This window comes from Butyricimonas sp. BSD2780061689_150309_C8 (genome assembly GCF_015560935.1).
Classification (GTDB): domain Bacteria; phylum Bacteroidota; class Bacteroidia; order Bacteroidales; family Marinifilaceae; genus Butyricimonas; species Butyricimonas paravirosa.
This window is the reverse complement of sequence record NZ_JADMSV010000001.1, coordinates 272,194-298,690: the sequence shown is the minus strand read 5'-3', so window position 1 is coordinate 298,690 and position 26,497 is coordinate 272,194. Positions and strand designations below refer to the sequence as shown.

The window sequence follows — 26,497 nt, the reverse complement described above, 5'->3', positions numbered from 1 at the left end:
GTTCGGATGATAAATGAGTGTGTTCAGATATTATGGTTGGTAACGGGCGTTCTGGGGTGTACTTTTGGTATATCAAATTTAAAAACAAAAGATTATGGGTGTATTACAGAACGTGATTAGAGAGATCGGTGACATCGTGAACCGCTTGTCGGTTTCTTCGAAAGAAAAGCAGAAGATTCAGGAAGAGATTCAATCTTTGGTGTATCGTTACAAGAGTGAGCTGGTGCGGGAGCAGTCGGCGGCGGTGGGGGAAGAAGCCCGGGGAAATTGGTTGCAGAGGTCTTGGCGTCCTATCGTGATGTTGGCGTTCGCGTTGGTGATTTTGTCGGGGATGTTCATGGAATCGACGTTGTTGTCCGATAGTTCCCGGTTGTGGGATTTGCTGGAGATCGGGCTTGGGGGATACGTGATCGGGAGAAGCGGGGAGAAGGTGACGGATTGTTTGTTGTCAAGGAAATGGAAATAAAACGGGGTATCATGGAAATTATTGAGAATTTGTTGTTCGGGGATAACGTGAAGTACTTGCAGTGTTCAAAGTGTAAGGTGAAACTATCTCGTGTGGATACGATTGTTTTACATAGTACGGTTGGAGCCGGGGCGATTTCATCGGCACTTTATTTGGGTCGGCCGGACACGAGTGTTGCCGCTCACGTGGTGGTTGGAAGGGACGCGGAGGTTTTCCAGTTGTTACCTTTTGACGTGAAGGCTTGGCACGCCGGGAAGAGTTTCCATGCCGGGCGGGTGAACCTGAATGATTGTTCGATCGGGATCGAGCTGGATAATGCCGGGGAGTTGCAACGCGTGGGAGACCGCTATTATTCGAGTTTCGGGCGGGAATATTCTCCCGATCAAGTGTACACGACGGAAGAAGAGGGGAGGGCGAGATACTGGCATTCTTTTACCGAGGGGCAGTTCGGGGTTACGGAGGAGATCTGTCGTTTGTTGAAAGAGTGTTACGGGATCAAGTACTTGGTGAGACACTCGGACATCACCCCTCGAAAGACGGATCCGGGTCCGGCGTTTCCTTTTGATGAGTTGAGAAAAAGGTTGAAGTTTTAGTAATGAAAAAAGGAGGTAAGTATGGCTTGTTGTTATTCAAATTTGTTTAATCGTTTGTCGGGGCGGATGGGACGTGTTATTTACTACCAGGTGGGGGATCATCTTTACGCGAGAGCTGCCCCGGGAGAGGTGAAGGATTGTCGTTCGGAGTTGCAATTGTATTACCGGGAGAGGATGAGGAAGACGGCGACTTTTTATGGGGTGATCCGGCAGACATGGTTGGCCCGGATCTGGCAGATGTTGGGAGTGGTGGAGCATCGTTCGGGATATAATCTTTTCCTGCAGGCTAATATGCGGGCGTTTAACGGGGAGGGGTTGCTGTATGATCTCGTGCATTTCAGTGCCGGGAACTTGTTTTTACCGAGTGAGTTACAGGGATGCCGGGAGGGCGATAAGGTTCGCCTGACGTGGAAGAATGAATACGTGGTACGTGAAGAGCGTTTAGGGGACGAGTTGTGGTGCGTGGTGATGATGGAAGACATGAGGTTTCGGATTGTGACTCCCGAGGCGATCGGGAGTGTTCGTCGGGATGAGAGCGCGGAGATAGAACTCACGGAAGAGCGGGGAAAGAGGATTCACTTGTATTGTTTCTTTGGTTCGGTAAACAGGTGTGATTTTTCAGAAAACGTGCATTTAGTATTGTAATTTATATGTTTCATTTTAAATTTTAAGATTATGGCTTTATTTAAATCATTTGTATTGGGAGAAGTGAGAAAATCAGTGGCAAACATCACGATGTACGCGGGGGCAAACGGGTATAGTATTGCTAGGGGAAAGAGAAGCACGATGCGTAATCCCAGAACTCCCGGGCAGTTGACGCAACGAGCGAAGATGAAAGCATTGCAGGTGGCTTCGCTGTATTTTGCCCCGGCGGCAGAACTCGGTTTCCCGGGAAGAAAAGCGGGAAGTACGTTTTATAATGCCTTCGTGAAAGCGAATATGAAGGCCGTTACGGTTGATGAGGAGTATAACCCCACGATTGACTACGAGAAGATCGTGTGTGCCGAGGGGAGCCTACAGGATGGAACACTGACCGTGTCGTTGAACGAGGATCAGGATATGATAACGATTACCCAGGAGGCGCAAAGTCGCTGGTCGGTGGTGGCTAACCCGACGGACGTGTTGTACGTGGTGGTTTACGAGAAAACGGGAAACCAAATGATCGTGGAACCTTGCCGGAACCGTCAAGAGAATGGCGTGACGACGATTAGCTTGGATAATGGATGGGTAAAAGAGAATCTGGAGGTGTATACTTTCATGTTGTCGAAAGATAAGAGGAAAGCGTCGAATAGTAAACGGTTAACCATTAATGGTTGAAATGGGAAAACTTTAGATTGGTGAGATGGTGATTTTACATGCCGGACGGGGGGAGAAGATAGGAGAGAGGGTCCGGCATATAAGTTGTAAAATGTTGGCTTGATGTTTCTGATCTTTCAAATTAGAATTGCTTATGTCTTTTGAATTGACTATATTTGTAATAAATATTTTGGTTATGTCTGAAAAAGAGATGAATTCTTATCGTTTAACCAGTTTGGAAGAACCAACTGATGAAATGCTTACTACTTTGATGAAAGAAGTTGCTGAAGAAGCAAAACGTAAATCGGAAGAAGCGCATAAAAAGTTTTTTCAGGAAATAAGAGAGTATATCCGTAAGCAACGGGCAAAATGGGGGAAAGAATATAATGTAAGTTTTAGTAATGAATGATTTTTGAGATTTTAGTCTTAGTAAAAAATGGCACTCTATGTAGGGTGCCATTTTTTATATCATGAAAAAATGAATTACATGAGGAAGTGATCACTGATCGATTTATGCTCGTAGATGTTGCGGATCGTGTCGGCAAACATGGGAGCGATCGGTAATACTTTAATTTTTGAGCAAGGTTGTTTCTGGGGAATGGAATCGGTGAAGATTACTTCCGTCAGTTTTGATTTCTCGATATTTTCGTATGCCTTACCGGAAAGAACTGCATGGGTGGCCACGGCACGTACGCTGGCAGCACCATTGTCGATAAGCATATCGGCTGCTTTGCAAATTGTTCCGGCCGTATCGATCATGTCGTCAACAACGATGATATTTTTGCCCTCTACATCCCCGATCACTTTCATGTCGGCAACTTCATTTGCCCGGATACGGGTTTTGTGGCAGATGATCAACCCTGAATCAAAGTATTTTGCCCAGGAATTTGCTCTTTTGGCCCCACCGATGTCAGGGGAGGCAATGGCAAAATCACGTAATCCTAAAGATTTGATGTAAGGAATCAACACGGTAGAACCGTATAGGTGATCCACGGGAACATCGAAGAATCCTTGAATTTGGTCAGCGTGTAAATCCATGGTGATAATTCGGTCGACTCCGGCTGCCTGTAGCATATTAGCCACTAGTTTTGCCCCGATGGCGACACGCGGTTTATCTTTCCGGTCTTGACGCGCGAACCCGAAATAGGGGATTACGGCGATTACCTTGTAGGCAGATGCTCTTTTGGCGGCATCGATCATCAAGAGTAATTCCATGAGGTTATCACTGGGCGGGAAGGTTGATTGCACGATAAACACGTGTTCGCCTCTCACCGTTTCGTCGAATGAGGTGACGAATTCTCCGTCACTAAATCTCGTAAACGTTTTTTTACCGAGTTCCAGCCCTAGAGAACTAGCAATACTTTCTGCAATATATTGACTATTCTCTCCGGCGAAAACTTTAATTTCGGGAAGATTTGACATATCTAATTCATTAGTTGAAACACTTGGCAAAAGTATGAAATTATTTTGTTCCACCAAAGGAATTTGGTGGAACAGTTACAAGTTGCAGGTTTGCAGGTTACAAGTTGTAATCGTTGTGTTTTTTACACGAACCGTTTGATCTCTTCGCTCGAAAATGTTATATTTGTTCCAACAAGATGTTGTTGGAACAGTTTCAAGTTACAGGTTCGTAGGTTACAAGTTGACTAGCTTGCTGTTCAATGATAAGATTGGTTTTCTTAACTTGTAACTTGTAAACTTGCAACTTGTAATTATGTGCAGTATGTTTATTTTATTAATTAATATATTTTCAAATAGATGGAAGAAATCAAAAAGTACGTGGAAGAGAACAAGGAACGTTTCCTGAACGAGTTATTCGAGTTGATTCGCATTCCTTCAATCTCTTCATTGTCTGAGCATAAGCCAGATATGTATCGTTGTGCCGAACAATGGACGAAAATCATGTTAGCTGCCGGAGCTGACCGGGCAGAAGTGTATGAAACAGAGGGTAATCCGGTTGCTTACGGGGAGAAGATCATTGATCCGGCTCTTCCTACGGTGTTGGTGTATGGGCATATGGACGTGATGCCGGTTGACCCGATCGAGTTGTGGAACACGAAACCTTTCGAGCCGGTTATTAAAGATGGCAAAATCTGGGCTCGCGGGGCTGACGATGATAAAGGACAGGCTTTCATGCACGCGAAAGCGTTTGAATATTTAATGAAATCCGGGAAATTGAACTGTAACGTGAAGTTCATGATCGAGGGAGAAGAGGAAATCGGTTCCCCGAGTCTTCCCAAGTTCTGCCGGGATCATAAGGATATGTTGAAAGCTGATGTGATTTTGGTTTCCGATACCAGTATGATTGGCCGTGATATTCCTTCAATTACCACGGGATTGAGAGGTTTGGCTTACTGGCAGGTTGAAGTTACCGGTCCGAACGCTGATTTGCATTCCGGTATTTTCGGGGGAGCGGTGGCGAACCCGATTAACGTGTTGTGCAAGTTGATTGCCGATATGCAAGACGAGAAGGGACATATCACGATCCCCGGTTTCTATGATGACGTGTTGGAAGTAACTGCCGAGGAACGTGCGAAGATGGCCAAGGCTCCTTTCAATTTAGAAAATTACAAGAAGTCTTTAGATATTAAAGAGGTGAAAGGCGAAGAAGGGTTCACGACCAATGAACGTACGGGTATTCGTCCGACATTCGATGTTTGTGGAATCTGGGGTGGTTACACGGGCGAAGGTGCAAAGACCGTATTACCTTCTAAAGTATACGCCAAGATTAGCTGCCGTTTGGTTCCGAACCAGAAACACGAGAAGATTGCGAAATTGTTCAAGGAATATTTCGAGTCTATCGCTCCGGATTACGTGAAGGTGAAAGTGGATTACCTGCATGGCGGACCTTCTTACGTGTGTCCGATTGATCTCCCGGCTTACAAGGCTGCCGAGAAAGCATACGAGGAAGTGTATGGAAAACAACCCGTTCCGGTGCGTTCCGGTGGTAGTATTCCAATTATTGCCACTTTCGAGGAAGTGCTGGGAATCAAGTCTGTACTGATGGGCTTTGGTTTGGGTTCCGATGCGATCCACTCTCCGAACGAGAACTATCCGTTGGAGCAATTCTTTAACGGAATAACGACAATTCCATTATTCTACAAGTATTTCGGAGAGATCATGAAGAAATAAATTTTGTAGTCAATAATTTAGACTCCCCTCATTTTACGGTAGTAAGGTGAGGGGTGTTTTTTTTGTGGTTGAATCAATAGGATATAGATTAAAGTTGTATTCGTAAATTAGCATGATCGAGAATTTATTTTAAGTTTATGCTATATAGTTGTATTTATGTCAAAATTATTTCATACCTTCGTAAAGAGCATTATTTTAAATAAAATACTGTTTACTGCTTTGTTACAAAGCAATGATTTAAAACGATGAATTATGAAAAAAAGAGTTTCTTTAAAATGGATCTTTTGCCTTTTAGGTGGAGCCATACTTTTTGCTTGTTCAAAAGATTATGAAGATGTGAAGGTCGATCCTTCAATTGAAAACATTCAAATAAAGAATGGAATGTTAGTATTTTCTAATCATGAAGTTTTGAAAAAAGTAATTAATGGTGGTAAGTACCTCTATGCAGGCTATGTAAATCAGTTTAAATCTCAACAACGAATGTTTGAAGATATCATTATAGCAGAGAGTAAACAGATGGATTATTTAGATACTCTAAGTGGAGAGTCTTTAGAAAAGGCTCCCAAGCACTCGCCATTATATGAGTTAGCATTAAAAGAAAGGTTGATAAAAGAAGTGTTTTATTCAGATGGGACTTCGTCTTATGATTACAATTTAGCTGTACCTTATTATTCTTCAGTTATAAATAAGGACGGATTCTTTGCAGTTCAGGACACTCTTTATCAGATCACGGAAAACTATGTAAAAGTGTGGATAGGAGCAGATTTAAAAAAGATAGATATATTAGCAAAAGCGACTAATTCTGATACTGAAAAAAATATTTTTATTTTTGATTATACAAAAGGTCAAAATTTCACTTTTGAGAATTCAAATGTTTCATCTCGTGTTTCCTTCCCCGCTCCACCATCAACAATTAGAAAAGGAGTTGTGCAATATTTAGATCAACCTGGTTTTAATGGGATTATTCCATTTGATGGAAGATTTATAGTGACATTTATAGATAAAATAGGACTTAATCTTCCTAAATATACCCGAGATTTATATATACAAGTAGTTTGTCAAAAAAGGGTAAATGGAACCAATTCTTATGGTTTCTATGGATGTAGCTTTGATCTCACGTTTAAGGTAATGACAGAAACAAATGGAGTCATCTCTGATGCTATAAATATAGGCGTAAGCGGTTTGGGCTCTAATGTATATTATACATTTTACCCTTCTTTCAGTATGTTACTAGAAGGAAAAACGCCACAGGTTACAGAAGATCCTTACACTTATATATTGTCTGCACAATTTGGTGCATATGCAAAAATCAATTTTGTTGATGTGGATGGTATTAATAAAGATGTGAATGCTCAAGGAATATTTAAGATGGAACGAGCATCTATACAAAATCAATTCCTTTATGAAATCATTAGTGAGCATTCACAATGGTTAGATACAGTTATTGAATAAGCAAACATAATAAAATTATGCAAAAAAATATCAACTGGATACTATGTCTAAGCGTCATATTACTATTTTCGTGTAATGACAATGATGACAAAGTAAGTGCTCATTTACCAGTACTAGAGAAAGCACATGTTTCCATGTCTGGAAGTTTGGGTTTGTATGATGCGGTTACGTTCAATATCGAAGGAACAGAATATATCGGTTTAGGATGGAATAATATCGTGGGTAATAATCTACATTTTAGTAAGTATTCACCCAATTCCCATGAATGGGAAATACTTGAAAGTGAATTTCCAGGCAAACCTCGCTTTGGAGCCGTGGCATTTGTTATTGGGGAAAAAGCTTATGTCGGTTTAGGGTATATGTTAAACCATGAAGAGCAAGAAGTGTATGACGATTTCTTCGTATATGATGCTCTTACTCATAAATGGGAAAAACTTCCATTTCAATTCCCTGGCAAAGCTCGTCGTGGAGCAGTTGCTTTCTCAATAGAAGGAAAAGGATATATAGGGACAGGTATTGTTAAACCGGGAGCTCCTGGAGAAGGAGATTATTTGTCTGATTTTTATGAGTTTGATCCTCAACGAGGTTGGAAACAAATATCGAATATTTCTTATCCTCGTTATGGGGCAACAGCTTTTGTTGCAGATGGGTGTGGGTATGTTTGTTTTGGGAAATTGTATGGTGTACCTAGTGGACCTGGGCTACAAAAACTTGATCCGAACACAGGAAAATGGACAGGAATTCCGGTTAACTATGAGGATGGAGAGACCGAGAGGCTTTCAACAACAGATGCTGCAAAATCTTTCGTGTTGAACAAGGATGGGCAGGACTATGTTTATGTTTTTGGAGGTTTGAAGTCAAATGACAAAATTCTTGGATGGGGATATAATCCTAGTGAAAATGTCTGGAAAAGTGTGGATTACCCTGTTGGAGGAGATTATGGATTTACTGTTGGAGGGCAAGGTTATGCCATGAGTCCTGGAAATGGCGAGGGAACATTTGAGGCTTATACTTTTCGTGTTGTGAATTAATCGTTTATATAAATTGAAAATTCTATAAATAGTTCAAGGAAACCGCTTGCAAAACGTCAAGCGGTTTTTTGGTTTAAATCAGTTGTGAATTTTTGATGGAGTATGAGAGATTATACCTGTAATGGTAGAGTGATCTGTGGAATTTGGAAAAAGGTAAGCGAGTAACAGGTAATTATAAAGTCGGCAGGGGTGTTCGGCTCATGGGTTATAGCCAGTTGCCAAACGAATATGTAACGGAAGGGAAACGGTTGTTATTCTTTTGGGGCCGCTTATTTCTCCTTTAATTTTTGCTAAATACAGATAGAATTCTAAAGGACTCTAAAATAAGCTATTGTAAGAAAAGAATTGTAACGGTAAAAGAGTGACAATTCGCGACAGTTTAATCACAAGAATGGACATTATTGTCTGGAATCCATTGTTTGGAATACGTGGAAACGGGTTTTACGTCCTCCGCCTTCGATGGAGAATTGTTCCGTGTGTTGGGAACCGTTTCGGGCATTCAGACGAAGTGTTAGATTATTAGTTCCGGTAGATAAGGGCAGGCGGGTGTAGGAAATCGAGTATGGTAACGTTTGCCAGTTACGGGTGTCCGCTTTCTCGGTGAGGCTGTTAGCGATACCGACGGCAAAGCCTAGCCATTCGTTTTGCTTACGGGCAGAATATTCCAGTCCTTTTTTGGCTGCCACCCGGAGGAGGGAATTTGAAAATTCCCGTACCATGCGGTCTCGCAGGGTTTTTAATGCAATTTCATTGATATTTTCCGCTATTTCCAACGGGTACGAGTGCGTCCCGTTCACGAGAGTTCCCGTCGCGTAAAGCGGGGGACGTTCCATGTATTTGGGGAATGCAACACGCAGGGTTTGCAGATCGGCAATGCTTTGTTTTTCGTCGTCACTGTATCCCGAACCGAAGAAGAAAGGGAAGGTAAGCCCGAGGGATTCGTTGTGAAAAACAATTGCCCCGTCCCCTCTTTTTTGTTTTACGAAGTTGATGCTCCATTCCGCTTTCACGGGACCCATCCCGTTTAGCCAGAAGAATACGAGTTGTCCGTCTGCGGGTGTCGGGGTATGGGTGTATGTCGTGTTGAACTCTTTCTCGTATTGTTTTAATTCAGCTGTAAAACCACAATTATAGGCGGTACGCATCAAGTCCTGTTTTAGTTGTTCCGGGGCTTTCACACCGAAGTTTTTAATATAATCGGACTGGTAGACCTCGTAGGCATTTCGATAGGCGATAAACGCATTGTTGTAATCTCCCGTGGCATCGTAGATCAGGCCCATTAGTAGATGAGCGAAAGCATCTCGTTGATACCGGTTCTTGTTATCGGGATACTTGTCGTTTAGCTGGTTGAGTTTGATATTGATTTTACGAACCTCGACCAGGGCGCCTTCCATGTCATTCAGGTCGATGTAGTTCAAGGCTTTGTAGAAGTTAATCATGATGACCTCGAAATCTTCCGGTCGGTAGGGGCGTGCTTCCGGATTGGTAACCAATGCCGCGGCTTCAGCCCCGATATTACTGTGATACTCGTCAATCAGGTTCTCGGCGGTCTCGAAGTATTGATTGCTGTTGGTGGGATTGCCGAGCATGAATTCCACGTATCCTTTGTTGAGATAATAGAGGATGCGGTTTTTACCCGTGGCTTGTTTTTTATCTTTATCTAGGAGTTTGTTTGCTTTCTCGAAATTTCCCGTGTTGACGGCTGCTTGGAAATCTGCCGTTCGCTGGTACCAAGTGGCGCATCCGGAGAAAAGAAAAACGAGAAGAAGTCCTAGGAGTTTATAAGGTTTATAAAGTTTATAAGGTCCATAAGGTTTATGAATCCCGATTTTATTTCTTTTAAAGTATGGATAATGAATATTTATCATTTCTTTTTAAAATCTTAAACTTTTGGGGAAGTTACTTTATAAACCTTATAAACTTTACAAACTGATTAAAGAACCCGGTCGCTGATTTGTTTCTTGATCTTCTTGTCACCCATCCAGACAACCTCGTTGGTCTCGATGTTCGTGAGTTGCAGGTCGATCTGGTAAGTCACGACTTTTTGTTTCTTGTACGAGTCAACGATGCTGTTGATTGTTCCTTGCAAGATGAAATCGGCACCCAGTTCTTTTCCCCACTTTTTGGTGGTTTCCGGTGATGCGTAATCTTGTTGTTCGGCTCTTTCTTTTCGAAGCTCATTCCGCTTCTCTCCGGCAACAACCAAACGGATGTTACCATCCCGGATAATTGCTTTTTCTACGTCCTTAATAAAGGTTTCTGAGTTGATATGCTCATGACTTTTGTTCTCCACGAGGCCGACAACCACCACGGGGCGTTTGTCGTTTGCTTTCAAGTATCTTGGAATCCAGGCTGAAGTAAGCAGGTCTCCGATCATTTCTTCGGAAACAAGCCGTGAGTCACTATCATTCCAACGTCCGCTAAGGTCGATGGTTTCATTCGGGTCTACCCGTGTGATTTTCCGGTTAGCACATCCGTTAATTAAAGCAATGGTCAACACAACAAGTGTTCCGATAAATATTCTTCTCATATTCCGTTGTTTTAGGTTTCTATTCAATTTCCACGATCATATTTTGTGTTCTTGTAAAAGTTTATAACAATAATTCTACCAAATATACGTATTGCGTAGTTTTATGGATGTTAATTAGATTTAAAATTGATGAGACGACCGATCATTATGCCGGAATGTGACGTGATTCGTTGTAAGTAATCGGGGAGTGTTTCTGTCGTGACGGACACTTTTTTGTCGGAAACCGAGGCGTGGAGCAGGTATATTTGTCCCTCATTTTCAATGGCAATGCCCACGTGAGCCGTGTCGAGTCCTTTTTTCTTCGTGGTGATCAGTATAATATCCCCGGTTTTGATTTGTCCCGCGAAAGGGAGTACTTTTTCTTTCGGGATATAGTAATATGCCCTGCCGTTAATAGTCTTTTCAATATCAATTATTTTTGTAACGAGGGTGGAATCCTGTATTAGAGCCGGGTACTTTTTCCAGTTTTGGGAGATGAAAGATACTTTGTTGGGGAAAGGGATACCTCCTTTTTCTTTCGTGATGTCTTCCAGAAGGTTCAGGCAGGTCATCTCGTATAGCCAGTCGGAAGAGTAATGCAGGCGTGACGTGTAGTCTGCTATCTTCCCGTTCCGGTACCGAATCTCTTGTAAATTCTTTTGGAATTGGGGAATACTTTGTTCTTCGTATTTATCTAGGCGTGCCAGGGCGATGACATTATCGACGAAAGTCACGCAGTCAAATTCTCGCAGGTTGACAACCAGCTCCTCCTGGGGATTGATGTCCAACGTTCCTCCCACGTAAGGCGTTTCGAGAAAATAGCGTCCGATGGCGACAACTTTCTCGTTGATCGGGAGTTTGGCTATTTCCTTTTTATTGGCGTATTCAAAGAAATGTTTTAGCAAAGTTTGATCTTTCCGGTACACGGAATCAGCGGGAGAGCAAGCGAAAGCCCCGAATGAAAAGGTGATCAGGAATAGAAGGACTAAATTCTTCATAGCAACCGGTGTTTGAGAATAAAAAATGAGGAGTCGTGTGACCGACATCCTCATCTCTCTTGTGTTGTGTTTATATATTATTTGCCTGCGGCCGAAAACTGTTCAAGGAAACGGATGTCGTTTTCGAAAAAGAGGCGTATATCCTTAATGCCGTATTTTAGCATGGTGATACGCTCGATACCCATACCGAGTGCGAACCCGGTATATTTTTCCTTGTCTATACCATTTAATTCCAAAACATTGGGGTCAACCATTCCACACCCGAGGATTTCCAACCATCCGGTTCCTTTACAAACATTGCAACCTTTTCCGTGACATAGTGTACACGATACGTCCATTTCTGCCGATGGTTCCGTGAAGGGGAAGTATGACGGACGAAGACGAATTTGCGTGTCCGGTCCGAATAGTTCTTTTGCAAAATAGGTCAAGGTTTGCTTTAAGTCGGCGAAGGAAACGTTCTCGTCGATGTAAAGAGCTTCGATTTGGTGGAAGATACAATGTGCCCGGGCCGAGATAGCCTCGTTACGGAACACTCTTCCGGGAGTAACTAATCGGATCGGGGGACGATGAGCCTCCATGTCTCGCACTTGCACGGATGAGGTATGCGTGTGTAGCACGATGTCCGGGTTCTTACTGATAAAGAATGTATCCTGCATATCACGTGCCGGGTGTTCTTCCGGGAAGTTCAACGCGGAGAAGTTATGCCAGTCGTCCTCGATTTCCGGTCCCTCGGAAATGGTGAATCCAAGTTTATTGAAGATGGCCAGAATCTCGTTTTTCACGATAGCTAACGGGTGACGGGTTCCTAGTTTTAAAGGATCTCCCGGCATCGTCAAGTCAATACCGCTTAAATCTTCTTCCGCGTTAGAAAGTAACTCTTTCAACTCGTTGATTTTTGCCAGAGCCGTGTTCTTCAATTCATTTAATTCCTGTCCCATGGCTTTTTTCTGATCTGCGGGAACGGTTTTAAAATCATCAAAGAGAGCAGCGATCGTTCCTTTCTTGCTTAAATGCTTGATCCTGAACTGTTCTACTTCTTCTAGGCTTTTCGCCTGGAAACCGGCTATTTCAGCACTGAGTTGTTTAATCTTGTCTAACATCTTCTCAAAATTTGAAATCTTTGGTGGACAAAGTTAATAAAAAAGTCTCATACATTTCAACTCTTTTGAGAACTTCATTTTTCATCCCAAATATTTTTCATCGTATACGGTCCGTCGGGGAAAATCCAAGCCGAGCCGTCGGTCATTCGGGTGTGTGAGTCGAGGGTGGCAATTTTGGTCATATCCTCTGGCGAAATGTTGATGTCCAGTGATTTAATGTTTTCTTTGATTCGCTCCGGGTGAACTGATTTTGGGATAATCACGATCCCTCGTTGTACTCCCCAAGCAATGATAATTTGTGCCGGTGTGCAATTGTATTTTTTTGCCAAATCGATAATGATCGGTTCATTGGTCAGGCCGGGTTTGTTTTTGATGGGCAAATTACGCCCGAGAGGGGAATAAGCCGTCAAGTAAATTCCTTCAGACTGACAGAATCGGAATAATTCATTTTGTTGCAAGTAAGGATGCATTTCTACCTGGTTCATTTCGGGCTTATTTTTCGCCACGGCGATCAGTTCTTTCAATTTCGGGATGCTGAAATTCGAAACCCCGATATGCCTGCATAGTCCTTTTGCCTGCATTTGTTCCATCGCTTTCCAAGTCTCCGTGAGGGGACATTCTTCGGGGGAAAGTAAATCGGATGCTTGTTGCGGGTATTCGATGTCGTGTTTCAGTGCTATCGGCCAGTGAATCAAGTACAGGTCCAAGTAGTCCAGCCGGAGATCGTGCAAAGTCTTTCGAAGAGCCTCTTCCACGTGTTCCGGGGCGTGGTTATTATTCCATAATTTGGACGTGATGAAAAGTTCTTCCCGTTTCACGAGTCCGGACGTGAATGTTTCTTGCAGGGCAGCCCCGATGATTTCTTCATTTTTATAATAGGCGGCACAGTCAATCAGCCTGTACCCGTCTTTCAGTGCGCTAATGATGGCGTCGTGTAGTTCGTTTGCTTTGGATTGATAGGTTCCTAACCCGAAGAGGGGCATTGGGTCCCCGTTTCTAAATGTAATTGTTTTCATATTTATGAATCTTTATATTCCATTTTAGTGAACGAGATTTTCCCCGGAGTGGTTATATTTCTTTCCGGCTTTTTAGTTTCTTGTATAGATAATCAACAAACTTGTCTTTCTGTTTTTTCGCCGTGGGGTATAGCAGGCAACCAGCCACTCCCCCGAGAACGTCGGCAAACAGATCCCACCAGTCTCCGCCCCGGTTGAAATATTTGAATTGCAGGACTTCGATAAGTCCCCCGTAGATGAAACTGAACCCGATGGCGATCAGGTAGATTTTTTGTAGAGACAATCGAGTCTGATAGCGGAGTTCGCTGCACAGGAATATCGACATGATAAAGAACATTCCGAAATGTACCACCTTGTCAAGGTGGGGGATATTTAATTTCGGATCAGGGATCGAGTCGGATGGAATAGCGCATAAGAAAAAGATTACTCCTGCCCAGATGATATTCCTCCATAATAAAGAGTATTTGCGTGGAATCATGTTATTCTATTATTTTTACACTGATTATTCTGACGTCTTTGAACGGGCGGTCCTGCCTGTCCGTGGGAAGAGCGGCAATTTTATCCAGAACCTCGAAACCTTCGATCAGTTCTCCGAAAACCGTGTACTCTTTATCCAAATGGTGTACCCCGCCTATCGTGGTGTATGCCTTTCTTTTTTCATCATCCATGTAGAGCTTGTCCGTGTTGTTTTCCCATTCGAAATTGATGTCCGATTTGATCTTTTCCGCGATAGCCCGGAACTCAGGTACTTTCTTTTGCGCCCTCAAAGTGTCAAGAATGGCTTTTTTCTCGGGGGTATAATATTTCTTCTGGATGGCTTTTTTAATCGGGTTGTTTATTGATTTCTCGATTTTGTCCAGTTCTTCCGGCGTGTATTTTTTACCGACCACGAAATAGAATTGGGCGATATCTGATTCTTTGAAGACATTTACCCGGTCCGGTTGGCGGGGAGCGGCTAGGGCTCCTTTTTTGTGATAATGGTGTGGCTTGATCTCCGCGTCAATCGTGACCCCTTTACCGTAGCCGATAGCTTGTCCGGCAATAGCATTTCGACTGTCGGAAGAGCCTCCCTGTACCACGAAATTTTTGACAACACGATAGAATAATGTCCCGTTATAGTGGCCGGATTTTGCCAACCGGATAAAGTTATCCCGGTGCAAGGGTGTATCGTTGTATAGTTTTGCTTTTAAGTTTCCCATATTTGTTTCGATTAAAACAACAGGCTCTTTCTCCTGACTTTTCGAGGTCAAGGGGAGTAGGGTGAGCGTTAGGGATAAAAGTGAGAGCGTTAAAAGTTTATACATAGCGTGATCCTTATTTATGATTTGACGATTTTGTTCACGAGGTATTTTACCGGGAAATGCGAGGCTAGGTAACCGATGGCAATCACCGTGATCATGATAATCAGAATATCCGACGCAATGACTTTCACCGGGTAAGCGCTGACGATGTAGCTCCCGTTGCCGAGAGTGATGAACCCGTAGTATTCTTGTAGCAGGCATAATATGGTCCCTAATGCCAGACCGATCAATGCCCCGAATCCGGTAATCAGGTTGCCTTCCAGCTTGAAAATCGAGATTATTTTTTCTTTGGTCATCCCTAGAGCTTGATAAATCCCGATGTCTTCTTTTTTGTCAATAATTAGCATCGATACGGAACCGATGATGTTGAAGGAGGCGATTAACAGGATAAATAACAAGATCAGGAAGACGGCCAGTTTTTCCGATTTCATCATGGCATAAAAGGAACGGTTCAGGTCATATTTGTTCTCGACTTTGTATGTCGGTTGTATTTGGACGGATAGTTTTTCTTTTAATGATTCTATCTGATTGGGGTCTTTTAATTTTATCTCTATTTTGGAGATTTGTCCCGGAACCCCGAACAATTCCCTTGCTGTTTCTATTCCGGTGATCACGTATTTACCGTCAATGTCTTGTTGTGCGGAGAATATCCCGAGCGGGTATATTTGCTGGCTGTTTAGTGCCGAGCTTGATGCGGAAGACGCTTTTCGATCCGGGTAGTAGAATGTAACGGGAGAAAGCGTTCCTAATCTGATTTTTAAAGCAGCCGCGATGCCATAGCCCATGACAACGGCAGGTTTACCGTCCTTTTCGAGCGAGTAGATGCCACTAACAATGGAAGGGAGTATATTCACGTGTTCGGCGTAAGTCGAGTCTACCCCCTTCACGACCACCGGAACCAATTTGTCGCCGAATTTCACGAGTGAATTTTCTTCCACGATGGGGTCACAGGAGGCGACTTCTGGCATTTGGGTCAGTTGGTCGATCAAAATGGAGTCTTTCGTGATGAATTTCCCTTTTGTCGGGGAAATCGTGAGATCCGGGGTGAAGCTGTCCGTTGCTTCCGTGAGGAGCGTGTCGATTCCGTTGAACACGGAGAGTACGACAATAAGAGCCGTTGTGCCAATCGCTACACCGACCATGCTGATGATGGAAATGATGTTTATGGCATTCTGTTTCTTTTTTGAAAACAGGTATCTCCGTGCAATGAATATCGACAGATTCATCGTGGATACGGGCTATTGTTTCAACAGGGAATCGATTTTGTCGATGTAATCGAGGCTGTCATCCACGAAAAATTTAAGCTCCGGAATGATTCGTGTCTGTTTGCCGATCTTTTTTCCGAGGATAAAACGGATGCTTTTGTTTTTTTCTGCCAAGCTCTCCAGTACCTTTTCCGTCAGGTTCGACGGGAAGATACTAAGGTAAACTCTGGCGTATGACATATCCGGACTAACTCGCACTGCTGTAACGGATAACATGGCACCTGCGGTGAATTCTTTACACTCTTTCTGAAACATTTCGCTTAGGTCTCGTTGGATTAAGCGGCCAACCTTATTTTGTCTAATTGAGTCCATTCTGAAGAAAAATATTTTATACAATAAAATTTTTTACAAATATAGTGATTATAATTGATACTTTTATTATCTTTGCCCTCGCAAAACGGAAACGAGATGTAGCGCAGTTGGTAGCGCGCCACGTTCGGGACGTGGAGGCCGCTGGTTCAAGTCCAGTCATCTCGACAAAAAGTACAGACGCTCTGATCATCAGGGCGTTTGTTTTTTAAGTAGACATGGTCTACAAGAAATCGGGGAAGTTGAAAAGCAGTTGGAATCCTTTCATGGACGATACTCAAGTTATTTACGCTGATCAATTGCGTTACAAGAATATTGAGGGTATACACGAAAAACAAGGTGGGAACGATTTTCCGGGAAATCAGGGATAAGTTTCCGGATCTTGATAACTTAACCCGTGGCAAGATTGTCACGGGTTTTTCAAGTATGTACAGGTGTTCAATTAAAAGCTCTTTTTAAAACTGTACGGTACTCGATCGTTTCGTTATATCGTTTCGATTTATTCTTTCTCGTGGGTATCAAAGATTCTCGTGGCTTTCTCCCATTCCTTTGGGAAATGGAATTCACGATCCTTGATAACTTCCAGTCCATTTATGTTCCCGTAACGGTGGTAAATCTTTAGACAATTTCGGATATCGTACAAGGTGCTTTTGATCAAGGCCATTTCTCCGCGTAGCTCGATATACTCGTCCGGTCGTGGGAATATACCTCTTAACTTGTACATTCTGTTGGCGATATCCTTTTCTTTATCCTTGTATTCTTCCAACATGTTCACCAGTGATCCCAGGGAAATTTTCCCGTTAATCGTGTGTCTCGTTAGGTTAATCATGATTCCTCCTTTCCTTTTTTTAGTTTTATCATACCCTCCTTCTCGCTAGCTATCGTTTTTTTCAAGTCTTTCGCCACGTTTTGAATCTCTTCTGCTATCTCTTCCAGGGCGGTGGCTAGCGTGGAAATCTCCCCGGTGTTAAAACATGCGGGTTTGTTATTCACGATGTAACCGTTTAAGCGTTGATGGATCCAAGACTTTGACTTTTTGAAATACTCGTTCGCTATATAAGCGAAGGATATGATATTACCAAGGCGTTGTAAGTCATACATGACTTTCACGTGAGAGGCCAGCTCTAACGTGGATACCATACCTTTGCGTGCCGCTGCCTGTATCTCCTTTTTGCGGGATTCCGGAAGGTTGGCCAGTTCTTTTAACTGGATCTTCAGGTAGGCTTCTTTCTCTTCGGTCGTGGATAACGTTTCCATTTCATTCAAAATGTGATTCAGTTCCTTGTTCTCAAAAAATGTTATTTTCTTCATGTGTCCTCCTTTCGTAATCTTTAAAATGTGTCCCCCGAAGGGGACACGGCTAATTCTTGGATTCGTGCAACTTGGAGAACTGGTCAAGAATGGCATTGATTAATGTTTCTTTCTCGCTCTCTGTTAACCCCATTTCCTTCCAACCTTTCGTGTATATTAGAAAAAGATTTTCTAATATTGATAGATGGAAAGTCGTGGGGGTGTTGCAGCTTTCAATAATGTCCAAGAACTCTTTTAAAGATTCCCTCATAAACTTAGTATTTGGGGTTAAACTTCATACAAATATAATAAACTTTAGTTTATTGACGAAGAAAAATAAATATTATTTTGAGAGGTAATAATTAATATTCGATTGCGTTTTCTTCATGACCTACCGACCTTCCTTGATTGCATGAATTTTTTTTTGCAATCAAAGACTACATTTAAATTATAAAGGAATCGTATATATTTGGTATAAGGACGGTATATAATGACGAGTTAAAGACCTCTCCCACCCTTCGTATTAACTGTGTTTTGAACAGGATTAACGCTTCTTCTATAAACAGAGAGAGAGCTAAGTTCCTCTGCTTATAGAAAAAGTAACAGCATTCCCTTTATTTAAAGGCGTTTACGAATGTGTTTGTGTGGTTGCATCCACTTTTGACATTTGGCGCACCACTCGTCGGCATAAGGTTTTCCCGTGTAATTGGGAGTCCAGTATATCTCATCTGTATACTGTGGATTGCTGTTCCGATTTTGATTACTTCCGGGATTGCCTCCCTTTTCTGCTCTTTTAGCCTTGAGGTATGCCTCGGCTTCTCCCGGGGCAAAGTATTTAGACATGGTTTGTTGTCCTTTCCCTTGACAATATTTGCATACTTTGGAGCCCATGCAGCTAGGACAGGGATTCCACGTTTTAAAATAAGCGTGCCAGTATTGCCCGGCACCATTGCAAACAGAACATCGTCCGCTACTATAACATAGGCGACATGGTGTTTCAGTTATTGTGGTCCCGGAGCCATCAGGGTATATACGCATTTTCATGGTTCCTCCCATGTACGGGAGGTTGTATTCCGTGTATTTTTCGTTGTTTCTCAAGTTATTGTTCGTGGCTAGTTGTTGGTTTGAGCCCGTGTTTGGGGTGGAAGAGTTAAAACCACCTCCGATGTAGACAATATTTCTCTGATTGTCCCATCCTTCCGAGATACAAGTTCCGGGATCGTCTGGTGAAATGTTGTAGGATTGCATGGGAGCTTTCCCGTTTTTGTAAGTACAACCAATTATAAAGTACTGTCCATTGGCGAATTCTATTAATTGAAGACAATACCCGTTTGCCCATTGCTCTTCCAGTTTGCTTTTTAATTCTGATTCCGTGGCGAAACAATAAGTTTGCTGGTCTATGCCGGAGTTCTTACTCATAACGATATCCCATCCGGAAGTATGCCGGGCAGCGTGTGTAATGCGAAAGTCCTCGTTCCAGTATTTCTTTATCCATTGACTCATTTGATCCCAATCCCCGCAATTATTTATCTGGTCCGTGTATCCGGTACCTTCTGATACCACGATAAACCATTTATTGGCACTCATGCCAATAGACGTGATGTAGCGGTTATTCTTGCGATGTTCGGCGAGCCAATCGGTAGGCCAGTTGCTATCATAATGACAAGCTTGCCATGTTAATCCCGAGTTTTTGGCCATCGTAACGAACCATCCGTTAGAGGTATAAGCGGCAGACGTGATACGTCGTCCTTCGTTCCAATGTTTTTCAATTAATTTCAAGTCGAGTTCGTTCCCAAGTCCACAATAAAACCATGTTTGTGACGAGAATCCGGTTTGCTCTTCCATTAATAATATCAGTTTGTCCTGGGCTTGTAAGGAGCCGCAGTACATTAGTAGCATGATTGATAGAAGAAACTTCACCTCGCGAATGTTTCGTTTCAGAAACGAGATTCGTTTACTTTTGACAATATTCATGATAATAACGTTTAATAGTATTTCACGTGAATTTTATTATGCAAAGTTATAGAAAAAATTGTCCACTAGCATTGGAAGTTATAGATTATATTTTTATGATTTAGGCTGTGGAAGGGAATCTAGGTTATTGTTTCTCTCACATATTGAGATAATAGTAAATGCGAGAATTTGCGTTATCTTTCTTGTGAGGTTTGTAATAAATTGTGTTCGATATAAATGATTTGGAGAATCTTTTCTGTATAATAATGAGCTTACAATTATTTGTTTCTGCTTGTGAAGTGTGTTGATAGTTCGTCAGCCGAATAAAAACCCGTGTGGCGGAAGAATTCTTTCCCTTTCTTGTCAAGTAATACTTGGGTGGGAATTGTGGCGACCCCGTAGTATTCGAAGAATCTTTTGTTCTCTGGTTCCATTAAGTTCATAAAAACTACATTGACTTTCCCCTTGTATTCGGTTTTTATTTTCTCCATGACTTCTTCCATTTGGCGACAAGAGTGACAGCCTGTGGAGCCAAATTCAATGAACGTGTAATCGTAAGTTTTCCCGTTATGATGATAGTTGTATTTTTGGGCAATCGAGTCGCTGATACTTTTTTGGGAGTTGGCGGATAATTGTTCAATCTTACTTTGTGAGATGTAGGTGGCAATGTCTTTGTGAAAGATCATGAGAGAAAAAAACATCAAGATGATAAGTGCGACCGGTACGTATGTTTTGTATTCTTTCATGATTATATTTTTTTAAAGATTCTATAATGGAGACTGTCTATTCGTAAATTTACGAATAATATTCATGCGAGTCAAATGTTATTGAAATATTTTTTATGGAATGATGGGGTGTGTATTGACAACGAGGAACGGGGAAGTAAACGTTCTTTGAAGGGGGATAACCACTGAACCCTTTGTTTTATGAAGAGAAAGAATTCAGTGATTGTATCTTGTCAGTTATTATTTTAAGCTTTTTGAAGCTGCACGTTTGGCTAATTTAAAACGGATGGCTTTTCTTTCCGGGAGTTGGACAACTATTTTTGAAGCTGGATTATAGCCTTTGCGTGGTTTGTAAGTCTTTACGGTAAAGCTGCCAAAGTTCATTAACCGTACCGATTCTTCTTTTTCCAGACTTTCTAAAATAGTCTCGAAAATGGAAGAAAATACTTTTGCCGTGTCTTTTCGTGATATGCCGGTTTTCTCTGTCACGGCTTTAATTATTTGTTGCCTATTCATGCTCTTTTATTTTAGATTTATAGTGTAACAAAGTTATGTATTAAAAAAACAGGAAACAAATAATTTAGCATGAATTATACCTAAATAGGTAGATTAACGAATAATTGCACGAAACGGTTCGAAATTATAGAATATTCTTCTGCAAGAAGGAATCCTTTTAGCTTGGAGTACTTTGTTTTCATTATACTTTTTTTCGTATCTTGCGTTGTGATTTTATGATATGATAGATATTCAGGTTAAGTTGCATGATCGGTACTCCGTGGAATGTAAGGTTGGCTACCATGTTGACCGGGACACGGGGGAGAACGAGTTCAGGATGAACACGTGGTTTTTCGTGCCTCATAGTTTGGATATTAATGCCTCGACTTATCCCAAGGAGGCTTTCTACCGGGATGTGAAGTCCAACGTGCGTTTGATCACCCCGATTTACACGTTGGAGGAGATTGCGAGTGGCGAATGGACGCCTTTCGTTTTCTTGGAGGATGCGTTCCAGCATTTGGTGGCGGATGGGACGAGGGATGCGTTAGCCTCTTACGAGTACCAGATCAAGATGTTTACATCCATTTTTAAAAGTGCCCTTCGGGGGATGGCGGGAGAGACGATTCATCATGAGGTGGAAAGTGGTGAACGGGAAGGGATGGTCAATCGGTATGTTGAATACGTGCAATTGATCGTGAAACGGTATCGGGATTTGAAGACCATTATTAACGTGCCGGGTATTCCCCGGGAGGCGTTGAATTATTTCTCTTTCGGGGATGAGTATCTTTCCAATCTGGTGGAATTTCATACGTTCAAGTTACTGGACGGCTTGAAGACGACGGATCCGGGATGTTATGATCGGATGGTGAAGTTATTGTTGTCTTTGGTACATTCGGAGATTGATTACAAGAAACAGAACGGTTATCTCGTGGCAGATCCGGAGAGTAAGGATCGGAATCGGACGGTGATCTATCGGCGGGGGATGCTGAAGAAATACGCGGAGAGTGATTTGTTCTTAAAGGCATCGAAGAAAAAGGATGGAGTACTGGTGGAGCAGATATATTATAGTATTGCGGCAGGACTCTCCATGATATTTGCCACGGTGGTAGCTTTTTCATTTCAGAAAAAATACGGGAATTTCACGATGCCGTTGTTCGTGGCTTTGGTGGTGAGCTATATGTTGAAGGACCGGATTAAGGAGTTGATGCGTTTTTATTTTGCCCATCGGCTGGGGAAGAATTATTTTGACCGGAAGACAACGATCAGTATGAACGAGAGAGTGGTCGGGTGGATCAAGGACGGGGTGGATTTTATCTCGGAAAGGAAAGTCCCGGAGGAGATTATCGAGCGAAGAGCCCGTCCGGATTTGTTGGAGGCGGACAATCGGAATGGCGGGGAGAAAATTATTCTTTACCGGAAATGGGTACAGCTCGATCCGGAGGCGCTAGGCGAATATAGCCAGTACGATATTGCCGGGGTGAACGAGATATTGCGTTTTAACGTGGGGAGTTTCGTTCAGAAAATGGATGAGCGGGACTACGAGTTATACGTGCCGAGGGGAGAGGCGGATTATGGCCCGATCATGGGAGACAAGATATATTACCTTAATTTCTTGATACAATTGCTACATGGGGAGCAGGTCGAGTACAAGCGTTACCGTTTGGTGATAGATCGGGACGGTATTCAGGAGATCCAGAAAATGTGAGGTCGTTTGACGGGAGTGTTATTCTGCCTGGCATGATGCCGGGGAGCATGAAATCTAATGGCTAAAATCGTGAAATCCTAGGCGATTAAGCGTATAATATTGAAAATATATTGTAGCTTTGCGGGACAATCAATCTTAATGAGCTTATAGAATAAAAATGAGAAAATGGAGTATTGACGATTCAGCAGAACTGTACAATATTAACGGTTGGGGGCTGAACTATTTTTCGATTAACGAGAAGGGACACGTTACAGTAACGCCGAAAGTCGGAGGACCGAAAATTGACATCAAGGAATTGATGGAGGAACTTCAGGTGCGGGATGTATCGGCTCCCGTGTTGTTAAGGTTCCCGGACATCCTTGATAACCGGATCGAGAAAATCTCTAGTTGTTTTCAAGCTGCGGCAACGGAATATGGTTACACGGGGAAAAATTTTATCATTTATCCTATTAAAGTGAACCAGATGCGCCCGGTGGTGGAAGAGATTGTCAGTCACGGGACCAAGTATAACATTGGTCTTGAGGCAGGCTCGAAACCGGAATTACACGCGGTGTTGTCGATTGATATTGACGACGATGCGATGATCATCTGTAACGGTTACAAGGACGAGAATTATATCGAGTTGGCTCTTTTGGCCCAGAAAATGGGACGGAATATATACTTGGTTGTAGAGAAACTGAACGAATTGAGAAATATCGCGACAATCTCCAAACGCTTGAAAATTCGCCCGAATATAGGAATTCGTATAAAATTGGCTAGTTCCGGGAGTGGCAAGTGGGAAGAGTCCGGAGGAGATGTCAGTAAGTTCGGGGTAAATTCGAGCGAGTTGCTGGAAGCCATGGACATTCTGGAAAAGAACAAGATGACGGATTGCTTGAAGTTAATCCATTTCCATATCGGTAGTCAGGTGACCAATATACGGCGTATCAAGACGGCGTTGAAGGAAGCCTCTCAGTTCTACGTGCAATTGAAGAATTTAGGATACAATATACATTTCGTGGATATTGGCGGGGGCTTGGGTGTAGACTACGATGGAACACGCTCGGCCACGAGCGGGAACAGCATGAACTACTCGATTCAGGAGTACGTGAATGATGCCGTGTCTGCGTTAGTAGATGCTTGCGAAAAGAATAATCTGGAGCAACCGAATATTATCACCGAGTCGGGACGTTCTCTGACGGCACATCACTCCGTGTTGATTTTCGAGGCACTTGCCAGTACAAGTTTGCCCGCTTTCGATGAAAACGAGGAAATCGACGAGAATGCTCACGAGCTGGTGAAAGAGTTGTATGATTTATGGGAGAACCTGAATCAGCCCCGGTTGATCGAGACATGGCATGATGCTATGCAGATTCGGGAGGATGCTCTCGGTTTGTTTAATCTTGGCTTGATTGATTTGTTCACCCGTGCGCAAGTGGAACGGTTGTTCTGGTCCGTGGCTAGAGACGTGTACGACATGGCAGTGGCCACGAAACATGCTCCGGACGAGTTGAAGAAAATCTCCAAAATGTTGCCGGATAAATATTTCTGTAATTTCTCGTTATTCCAGTCTTTGCCTGATTCATGGGCGATCGACCAGATATTCCCGATTATACCGATTTCTCGTTTGAATGAGCAACCAACTAAATCGGCAACAATTCAGGATATTACCTGTGATTCTGACGGGAAGATTGATAATTTTATCTCGACGCGTAATTTCTCGTACCATCTTCCGGTACACGAGTTAAATAATAAAGAACCGTATTATTTAGGGGTATTCCTCGTGGGTGCCTACCAAGAGATTCTTGGTGACCTGCATAACCTGTTCGGGGACACGAATGCCGTCCACATCAAAGTGAAAGGTGATGATTACGTGATCGACAAGGTGATTGAAGGAGAGACGGTGGCTGACGTGTTGGAGTACGTTCAATTTATGCCGAAAAGAATGGCTCGTACGGTAGAGGTATGGGTAACTTCTTCCGTGAAAAAGGGAATTATCTCGGCAGAAGAAGGACGGGAATTCTTGTCTAATTACCGTTCCGGACTGTACGGGTATACCTATTTGGAATAATTCGATAGATAATAACAAAATAAAGAGGTCGTGCCGAATTTGTTAAAATGAATCAGGCACGATCTTTTTTTTTGTAAATTTCCTGTCGTGCAAATGTTAACGTGATTTTTACTTGACCAGGTAATCAGCGTGTTAATAAAAATCTGATTTTTAACACTATTAAATTTTACGCAAATGTTTGCGGGTAAAAAAAGATTTGCTAGTTTAGCATCGGTGAAAGAAAAAAAGCCTCGTGCTGTCACAGCAGGAGGCAACCAATAACAAATTTATGAAAAAAAATTGAAGTCTTTTCTTGAAATCCGATACAAAGGTATCGGCTTTTCTTTATATACAAAAAAATTAGTAGTTAAATTTCTGTTATATCGATTAATTTTCGATACACACTTTTATATACGAATACAAGGAGACAAAAGTTAGGATTTATACTAAAATAAAAATGGTCCGCGCTGTCTCAGCGGGGACCCAAAATACCAATAACAAATTTATGAAAAAAAATCGAAGTCTCTTTTGAAATCCGATACAAAGGTATCGTTTTGTCATCGTAATCTTGTCACTTATGTATTAAGTTTCGGTTACACTATGATTACATTCAAAATATATGCCTATATACGGCACATGAACGTAAAGGTTTCATAATTAATCAAAATTAATTCTTAATTGTAAAGGGCCATCGGTGGTTAATTCTTCGAAAGGGTTTGATACAGAGAGACCTAGTAGGCGTATTCTAAATTGCGTAAGTTCTAAATCTTTGAGTAATTTTTTGGCTAGGGGAAGAATATCCTGTTTTGTTCGTAACTCGTGTGCCATAGTGACACTACGTGTCTTTTGGGTGAAATCGTGGAATTTGATTTTCAAGGTTAGGGTATGTCCTTTGAAATCAGACTTTTCTAGTCGGAGAATTAATTCCGTTGTCACGTGGTATAGTTCTATGATGACAGCGATATAGTTCGTCAAGTCATTCTCGAAGGTACTTTCACAGCCTACGGATTTACGGATTCGTTCGGGGGTAACCATTCTGGGATCGATGCCGTTGGCAAAATCGTGATACAAGGTACCGGCTTTCCCGAAATTGCGGGTAAGGAATGTCAGTGTACATTCCTTGAGGTCAGCCCCCGTGTGTATACCTAGTGAGTGCATTTTACGAGCCGTGACTTTGCCGATACCCCAGAATGCTTCGATCGGGAGTTTGGAGATAAAAGCGGGGGCCCGGTCAGGATGTATGGTGTAAAGCCCGTCGGGTTTCTTGTAATCGGATGCGATCTTGGCGAGGAATTTATTGTAAGAGATCCCGGCTGAGGCCACGAGTCCTAGTTTTTCTTTAATCTCTTTCTTGATTTCTCTGGCGACATCGACGGCTAACGGGATGTTTTTTTTGTTCTCGGTCACGTCTAGGAATGCCTCATCGAGAGCTAGGGGTTCGATCATGTCCGTGTATTCGTGGAATATTTCGTGAATCTGCATGGATACCGATTTATAGTATTCCATGTGAGAACCAACGAAAATGAGGTCGGGACAAAGCTGTTTGGCTTTCATGGACGACATGGCAGAACGTATGCCATAACGGCGAGCCTCGTAGCTGGCGGCAGCCACGACCCCGCGTTTCTCCGGACGCCCCACGACAAGCGGTTTTCCCCTGTATTCCGGGTGATCCCGTTGTTCGATAGAGGCGTAGAACGCGTCCATGTCGATATGAATAATTTTTCTGTTTTCCATCTCCCGTTTCGATGAGTAAATATACAACTTTCTCTTGAATTTTGATGTATATTTGCGGCCCCGAATACGAGGGGAAAATTAGGGTAGATAGTTAAATA

At 42.6% G+C, this 26,497-nt stretch carries 28 protein-coding genes and 1 tRNA gene; 12 read left to right on the top strand and 17 right to left on the bottom strand.

What is annotated here, in order from left to right:
- The first annotated feature begins 94 nt into the window (after nt 1-94).
- The 5 genes from I2I33_RS01090 to I2I33_RS01070 all read left to right on the top strand — a co-directional run bounded on the left by I2I33_RS01090 (nt 95) and on the right by I2I33_RS01070 (nt 2,764).
- Nucleotides 95-466, top strand: coding sequence for a 3TM-type holin (locus I2I33_RS01090; protein WP_087419109.1), 372 nt, complete (start codon nt 95-97; stop codon nt 464-466).
- An 11-nt stretch (nt 467-477) separates the two neighbouring features.
- Complete coding sequence (locus I2I33_RS01085) at nt 478-1,059, top strand: N-acetylmuramoyl-L-alanine amidase (protein WP_087419108.1); 582 nt, start codon at nt 478-480, stop codon at nt 1,057-1,059.
- Nucleotides 1,060-1,080: 21 nt separating this feature from the next.
- Nucleotides 1,081-1,704, top strand: coding sequence for a hypothetical protein (locus I2I33_RS01080; protein WP_087419107.1), 624 nt, complete (start codon nt 1,081-1,083; stop codon nt 1,702-1,704).
- A gap of 30 nt (nt 1,705-1,734) precedes the next feature.
- Nucleotides 1,735-2,376: a DUF6266 family protein gene (locus I2I33_RS01075; protein WP_087419106.1), complete on the top strand. Its 642-nt coding sequence runs from the start codon at nt 1,735-1,737 to the stop codon at nt 2,374-2,376.
- A 133-nt stretch (nt 2,377-2,509) separates the two neighbouring features.
- A complete protein-coding gene (locus I2I33_RS01070) occupies nt 2,510-2,764 on the top strand; it encodes a hypothetical protein (protein WP_229128143.1) in 255 nt (84 codons plus the stop codon).
- A 74-nt stretch (nt 2,765-2,838) separates the two neighbouring features.
- Here I2I33_RS01070 and I2I33_RS01065 read toward each other — a convergent pair whose 3' ends face one another.
- Nucleotides 2,839-3,777, bottom strand: a complete 939-nt coding sequence (locus tag I2I33_RS01065; protein WP_027201316.1) for a ribose-phosphate pyrophosphokinase — start codon at nt 3,775-3,777, stop codon at nt 2,839-2,841.
- Nucleotides 3,778-4,113: 336 nt separating this feature from the next.
- On the opposite strand from I2I33_RS01065, the gene I2I33_RS01060 reads away from it, so the two are divergent.
- The 3 genes from I2I33_RS01060 to I2I33_RS01050 all read left to right on the top strand — a co-directional run bounded on the left by I2I33_RS01060 (nt 4,114) and on the right by I2I33_RS01050 (nt 7,970).
- Nucleotides 4,114-5,487, top strand: a complete 1,374-nt coding sequence (locus I2I33_RS01060) for a dipeptidase (protein WP_087419105.1) — start codon at nt 4,114-4,116, stop codon at nt 5,485-5,487.
- 252 nt (nt 5,488-5,739) lie between these two features.
- Nucleotides 5,740-6,939, top strand: coding sequence for a hypothetical protein (locus I2I33_RS01055; RefSeq protein ID WP_087419104.1), 1,200 nt, complete (start codon nt 5,740-5,742; stop codon nt 6,937-6,939).
- Between the two features lie 17 nt (nt 6,940-6,956).
- The gene (locus I2I33_RS01050) at nt 6,957-7,970 is read left to right on the top strand and encodes a Kelch repeat-containing protein (protein WP_140402519.1); all 1,014 of its coding nucleotides are present in this window, start codon (nt 6,957-6,959) and stop codon (nt 7,968-7,970) included.
- A 398-nt stretch (nt 7,971-8,368) separates the two neighbouring features.
- On the opposite strand, the gene I2I33_RS01045 is transcribed toward I2I33_RS01050, so the two are convergent.
- The 9 genes from I2I33_RS01045 to rbfA form a co-directional block, all read right to left on the bottom strand.
- Nucleotides 8,369-9,838: a COG3014 family protein gene (locus I2I33_RS01045; RefSeq protein WP_087419102.1), complete on the bottom strand. Its 1,470-nt coding sequence runs from the start codon at nt 9,836-9,838 to the stop codon at nt 8,369-8,371.
- Between the two features lie 65 nt (nt 9,839-9,903).
- Complete coding sequence (locus I2I33_RS01040) at nt 9,904-10,500, bottom strand: penicillin-binding protein activator LpoB (protein WP_087419101.1); 597 nt, start codon at nt 10,498-10,500, stop codon at nt 9,904-9,906.
- A gap of 110 nt (nt 10,501-10,610) precedes the next feature.
- On the bottom strand, nt 10,611-11,477 hold the full coding sequence (locus I2I33_RS01035; RefSeq protein ID WP_087419100.1) for an N-acetylmuramoyl-L-alanine amidase-like domain-containing protein: 867 nt from the start codon (nt 11,475-11,477) through the stop codon (nt 10,611-10,613).
- A 77-nt stretch (nt 11,478-11,554) separates the two neighbouring features.
- The gene (gene pheS / locus I2I33_RS01030) at nt 11,555-12,577 is read right to left on the bottom strand and encodes a phenylalanine--tRNA ligase subunit alpha (RefSeq protein WP_027201321.1); all 1,023 of its coding nucleotides are present in this window, start codon (nt 12,575-12,577) and stop codon (nt 11,555-11,557) included.
- A gap of 74 nt (nt 12,578-12,651) precedes the next feature.
- Nucleotides 12,652-13,593 (bottom strand): aldo/keto reductase, encoded by a 942-nt coding sequence (locus tag I2I33_RS01025; RefSeq protein ID WP_087419099.1) that lies wholly within the window; start codon nt 13,591-13,593, stop codon nt 12,652-12,654.
- A gap of 52 nt (nt 13,594-13,645) precedes the next feature.
- Complete coding sequence (locus tag I2I33_RS01020) at nt 13,646-14,071, bottom strand: VanZ family protein (RefSeq protein ID WP_087419098.1); 426 nt, start codon at nt 14,069-14,071, stop codon at nt 13,646-13,648.
- Nucleotide 14,072: 1 nt separating this feature from the next.
- Nucleotides 14,073-14,897 (bottom strand): peptidylprolyl isomerase, encoded by an 825-nt coding sequence (locus I2I33_RS01015; RefSeq protein WP_087419097.1) that lies wholly within the window; start codon nt 14,895-14,897, stop codon nt 14,073-14,075.
- Between the two features lie 14 nt (nt 14,898-14,911).
- The gene (locus I2I33_RS01010; RefSeq protein WP_087419096.1) at nt 14,912-16,120 is read right to left on the bottom strand and encodes an ABC transporter permease; all 1,209 of its coding nucleotides are present in this window, start codon (nt 16,118-16,120) and stop codon (nt 14,912-14,914) included.
- Between the two features lie 12 nt (nt 16,121-16,132).
- Nucleotides 16,133-16,471 (bottom strand): 30S ribosome-binding factor RbfA, encoded by a 339-nt coding sequence (gene rbfA / locus I2I33_RS01005; RefSeq protein WP_087419095.1) that lies wholly within the window; start codon nt 16,469-16,471, stop codon nt 16,133-16,135.
- Nucleotides 16,472-16,563: 92 nt separating this feature from the next.
- Between rbfA and I2I33_RS01000 the strand changes: the two genes are divergently transcribed.
- Nucleotides 16,564-16,636: transfer RNA gene (locus tag I2I33_RS01000), tRNA-Pro, on the top strand.
- Between the two features lie 50 nt (nt 16,637-16,686).
- A complete protein-coding gene (locus tag I2I33_RS00995; RefSeq protein ID WP_162613661.1) occupies nt 16,687-16,839 on the top strand; it encodes a hypothetical protein in 153 nt (50 codons plus the stop codon).
- A gap of 128 nt (nt 16,840-16,967) precedes the next feature.
- Here I2I33_RS00995 and I2I33_RS00990 read toward each other — a convergent pair whose 3' ends face one another.
- The 6 genes from I2I33_RS00990 to I2I33_RS00965 all read right to left on the bottom strand — a co-directional run bounded on the left by I2I33_RS00990 (nt 16,968) and on the right by I2I33_RS00965 (nt 20,952).
- Nucleotides 16,968-17,297 (bottom strand): hypothetical protein, encoded by a 330-nt coding sequence (locus I2I33_RS00990; RefSeq protein WP_087419094.1) that lies wholly within the window; start codon nt 17,295-17,297, stop codon nt 16,968-16,970.
- Nucleotides 17,294-17,779: a DUF5053 domain-containing protein gene (locus tag I2I33_RS00985; RefSeq protein ID WP_162613660.1), complete on the bottom strand. Its 486-nt coding sequence runs from the start codon at nt 17,777-17,779 to the stop codon at nt 17,294-17,296. The genes I2I33_RS00990 and I2I33_RS00985 overlap by 4 nt, the downstream gene beginning before the upstream one ends.
- 49 nt (nt 17,780-17,828) lie before the next feature.
- A complete protein-coding gene (locus I2I33_RS00980) occupies nt 17,829-18,029 on the bottom strand; it encodes a hypothetical protein (RefSeq protein ID WP_140402518.1) in 201 nt (66 codons plus the stop codon).
- A gap of 347 nt (nt 18,030-18,376) precedes the next feature.
- Nucleotides 18,377-19,732, bottom strand: a complete 1,356-nt coding sequence (locus I2I33_RS00975) for a hypothetical protein (RefSeq protein WP_087419092.1) — start codon at nt 19,730-19,732, stop codon at nt 18,377-18,379.
- 257 nt (nt 19,733-19,989) lie between these two features.
- A complete protein-coding gene (locus I2I33_RS00970; protein WP_087419091.1) occupies nt 19,990-20,457 on the bottom strand; it encodes a thioredoxin family protein in 468 nt (155 codons plus the stop codon).
- Nucleotides 20,458-20,676: 219 nt separating this feature from the next.
- Nucleotides 20,677-20,952 (bottom strand): HU family DNA-binding protein, encoded by a 276-nt coding sequence (locus tag I2I33_RS00965; RefSeq protein WP_087419090.1) that lies wholly within the window; start codon nt 20,950-20,952, stop codon nt 20,677-20,679.
- A 220-nt stretch (nt 20,953-21,172) separates the two neighbouring features.
- On the opposite strand from I2I33_RS00965, the gene I2I33_RS00960 reads away from it, so the two are divergent.
- Nucleotides 21,173-22,636: a hypothetical protein gene (locus tag I2I33_RS00960; protein ID WP_087419089.1), complete on the top strand. Its 1,464-nt coding sequence runs from the start codon at nt 21,173-21,175 to the stop codon at nt 22,634-22,636.
- Nucleotides 22,637-22,793: 157 nt separating this feature from the next.
- A complete protein-coding gene (gene speA / locus I2I33_RS00955) occupies nt 22,794-24,686 on the top strand; it encodes a biosynthetic arginine decarboxylase (RefSeq protein ID WP_087419088.1) in 1,893 nt (630 codons plus the stop codon).
- Nucleotides 24,687-25,322: 636 nt separating this feature from the next.
- Here speA and dinB read toward each other — a convergent pair.
- Entirely contained in the window at nt 25,323-26,399 is a 1,077-nt protein-coding gene (gene dinB, locus I2I33_RS00950) for a DNA polymerase IV (protein WP_087419752.1), read from the bottom strand.
- Between the last annotated feature and the right edge of the window lie 98 nt (nt 26,400-26,497).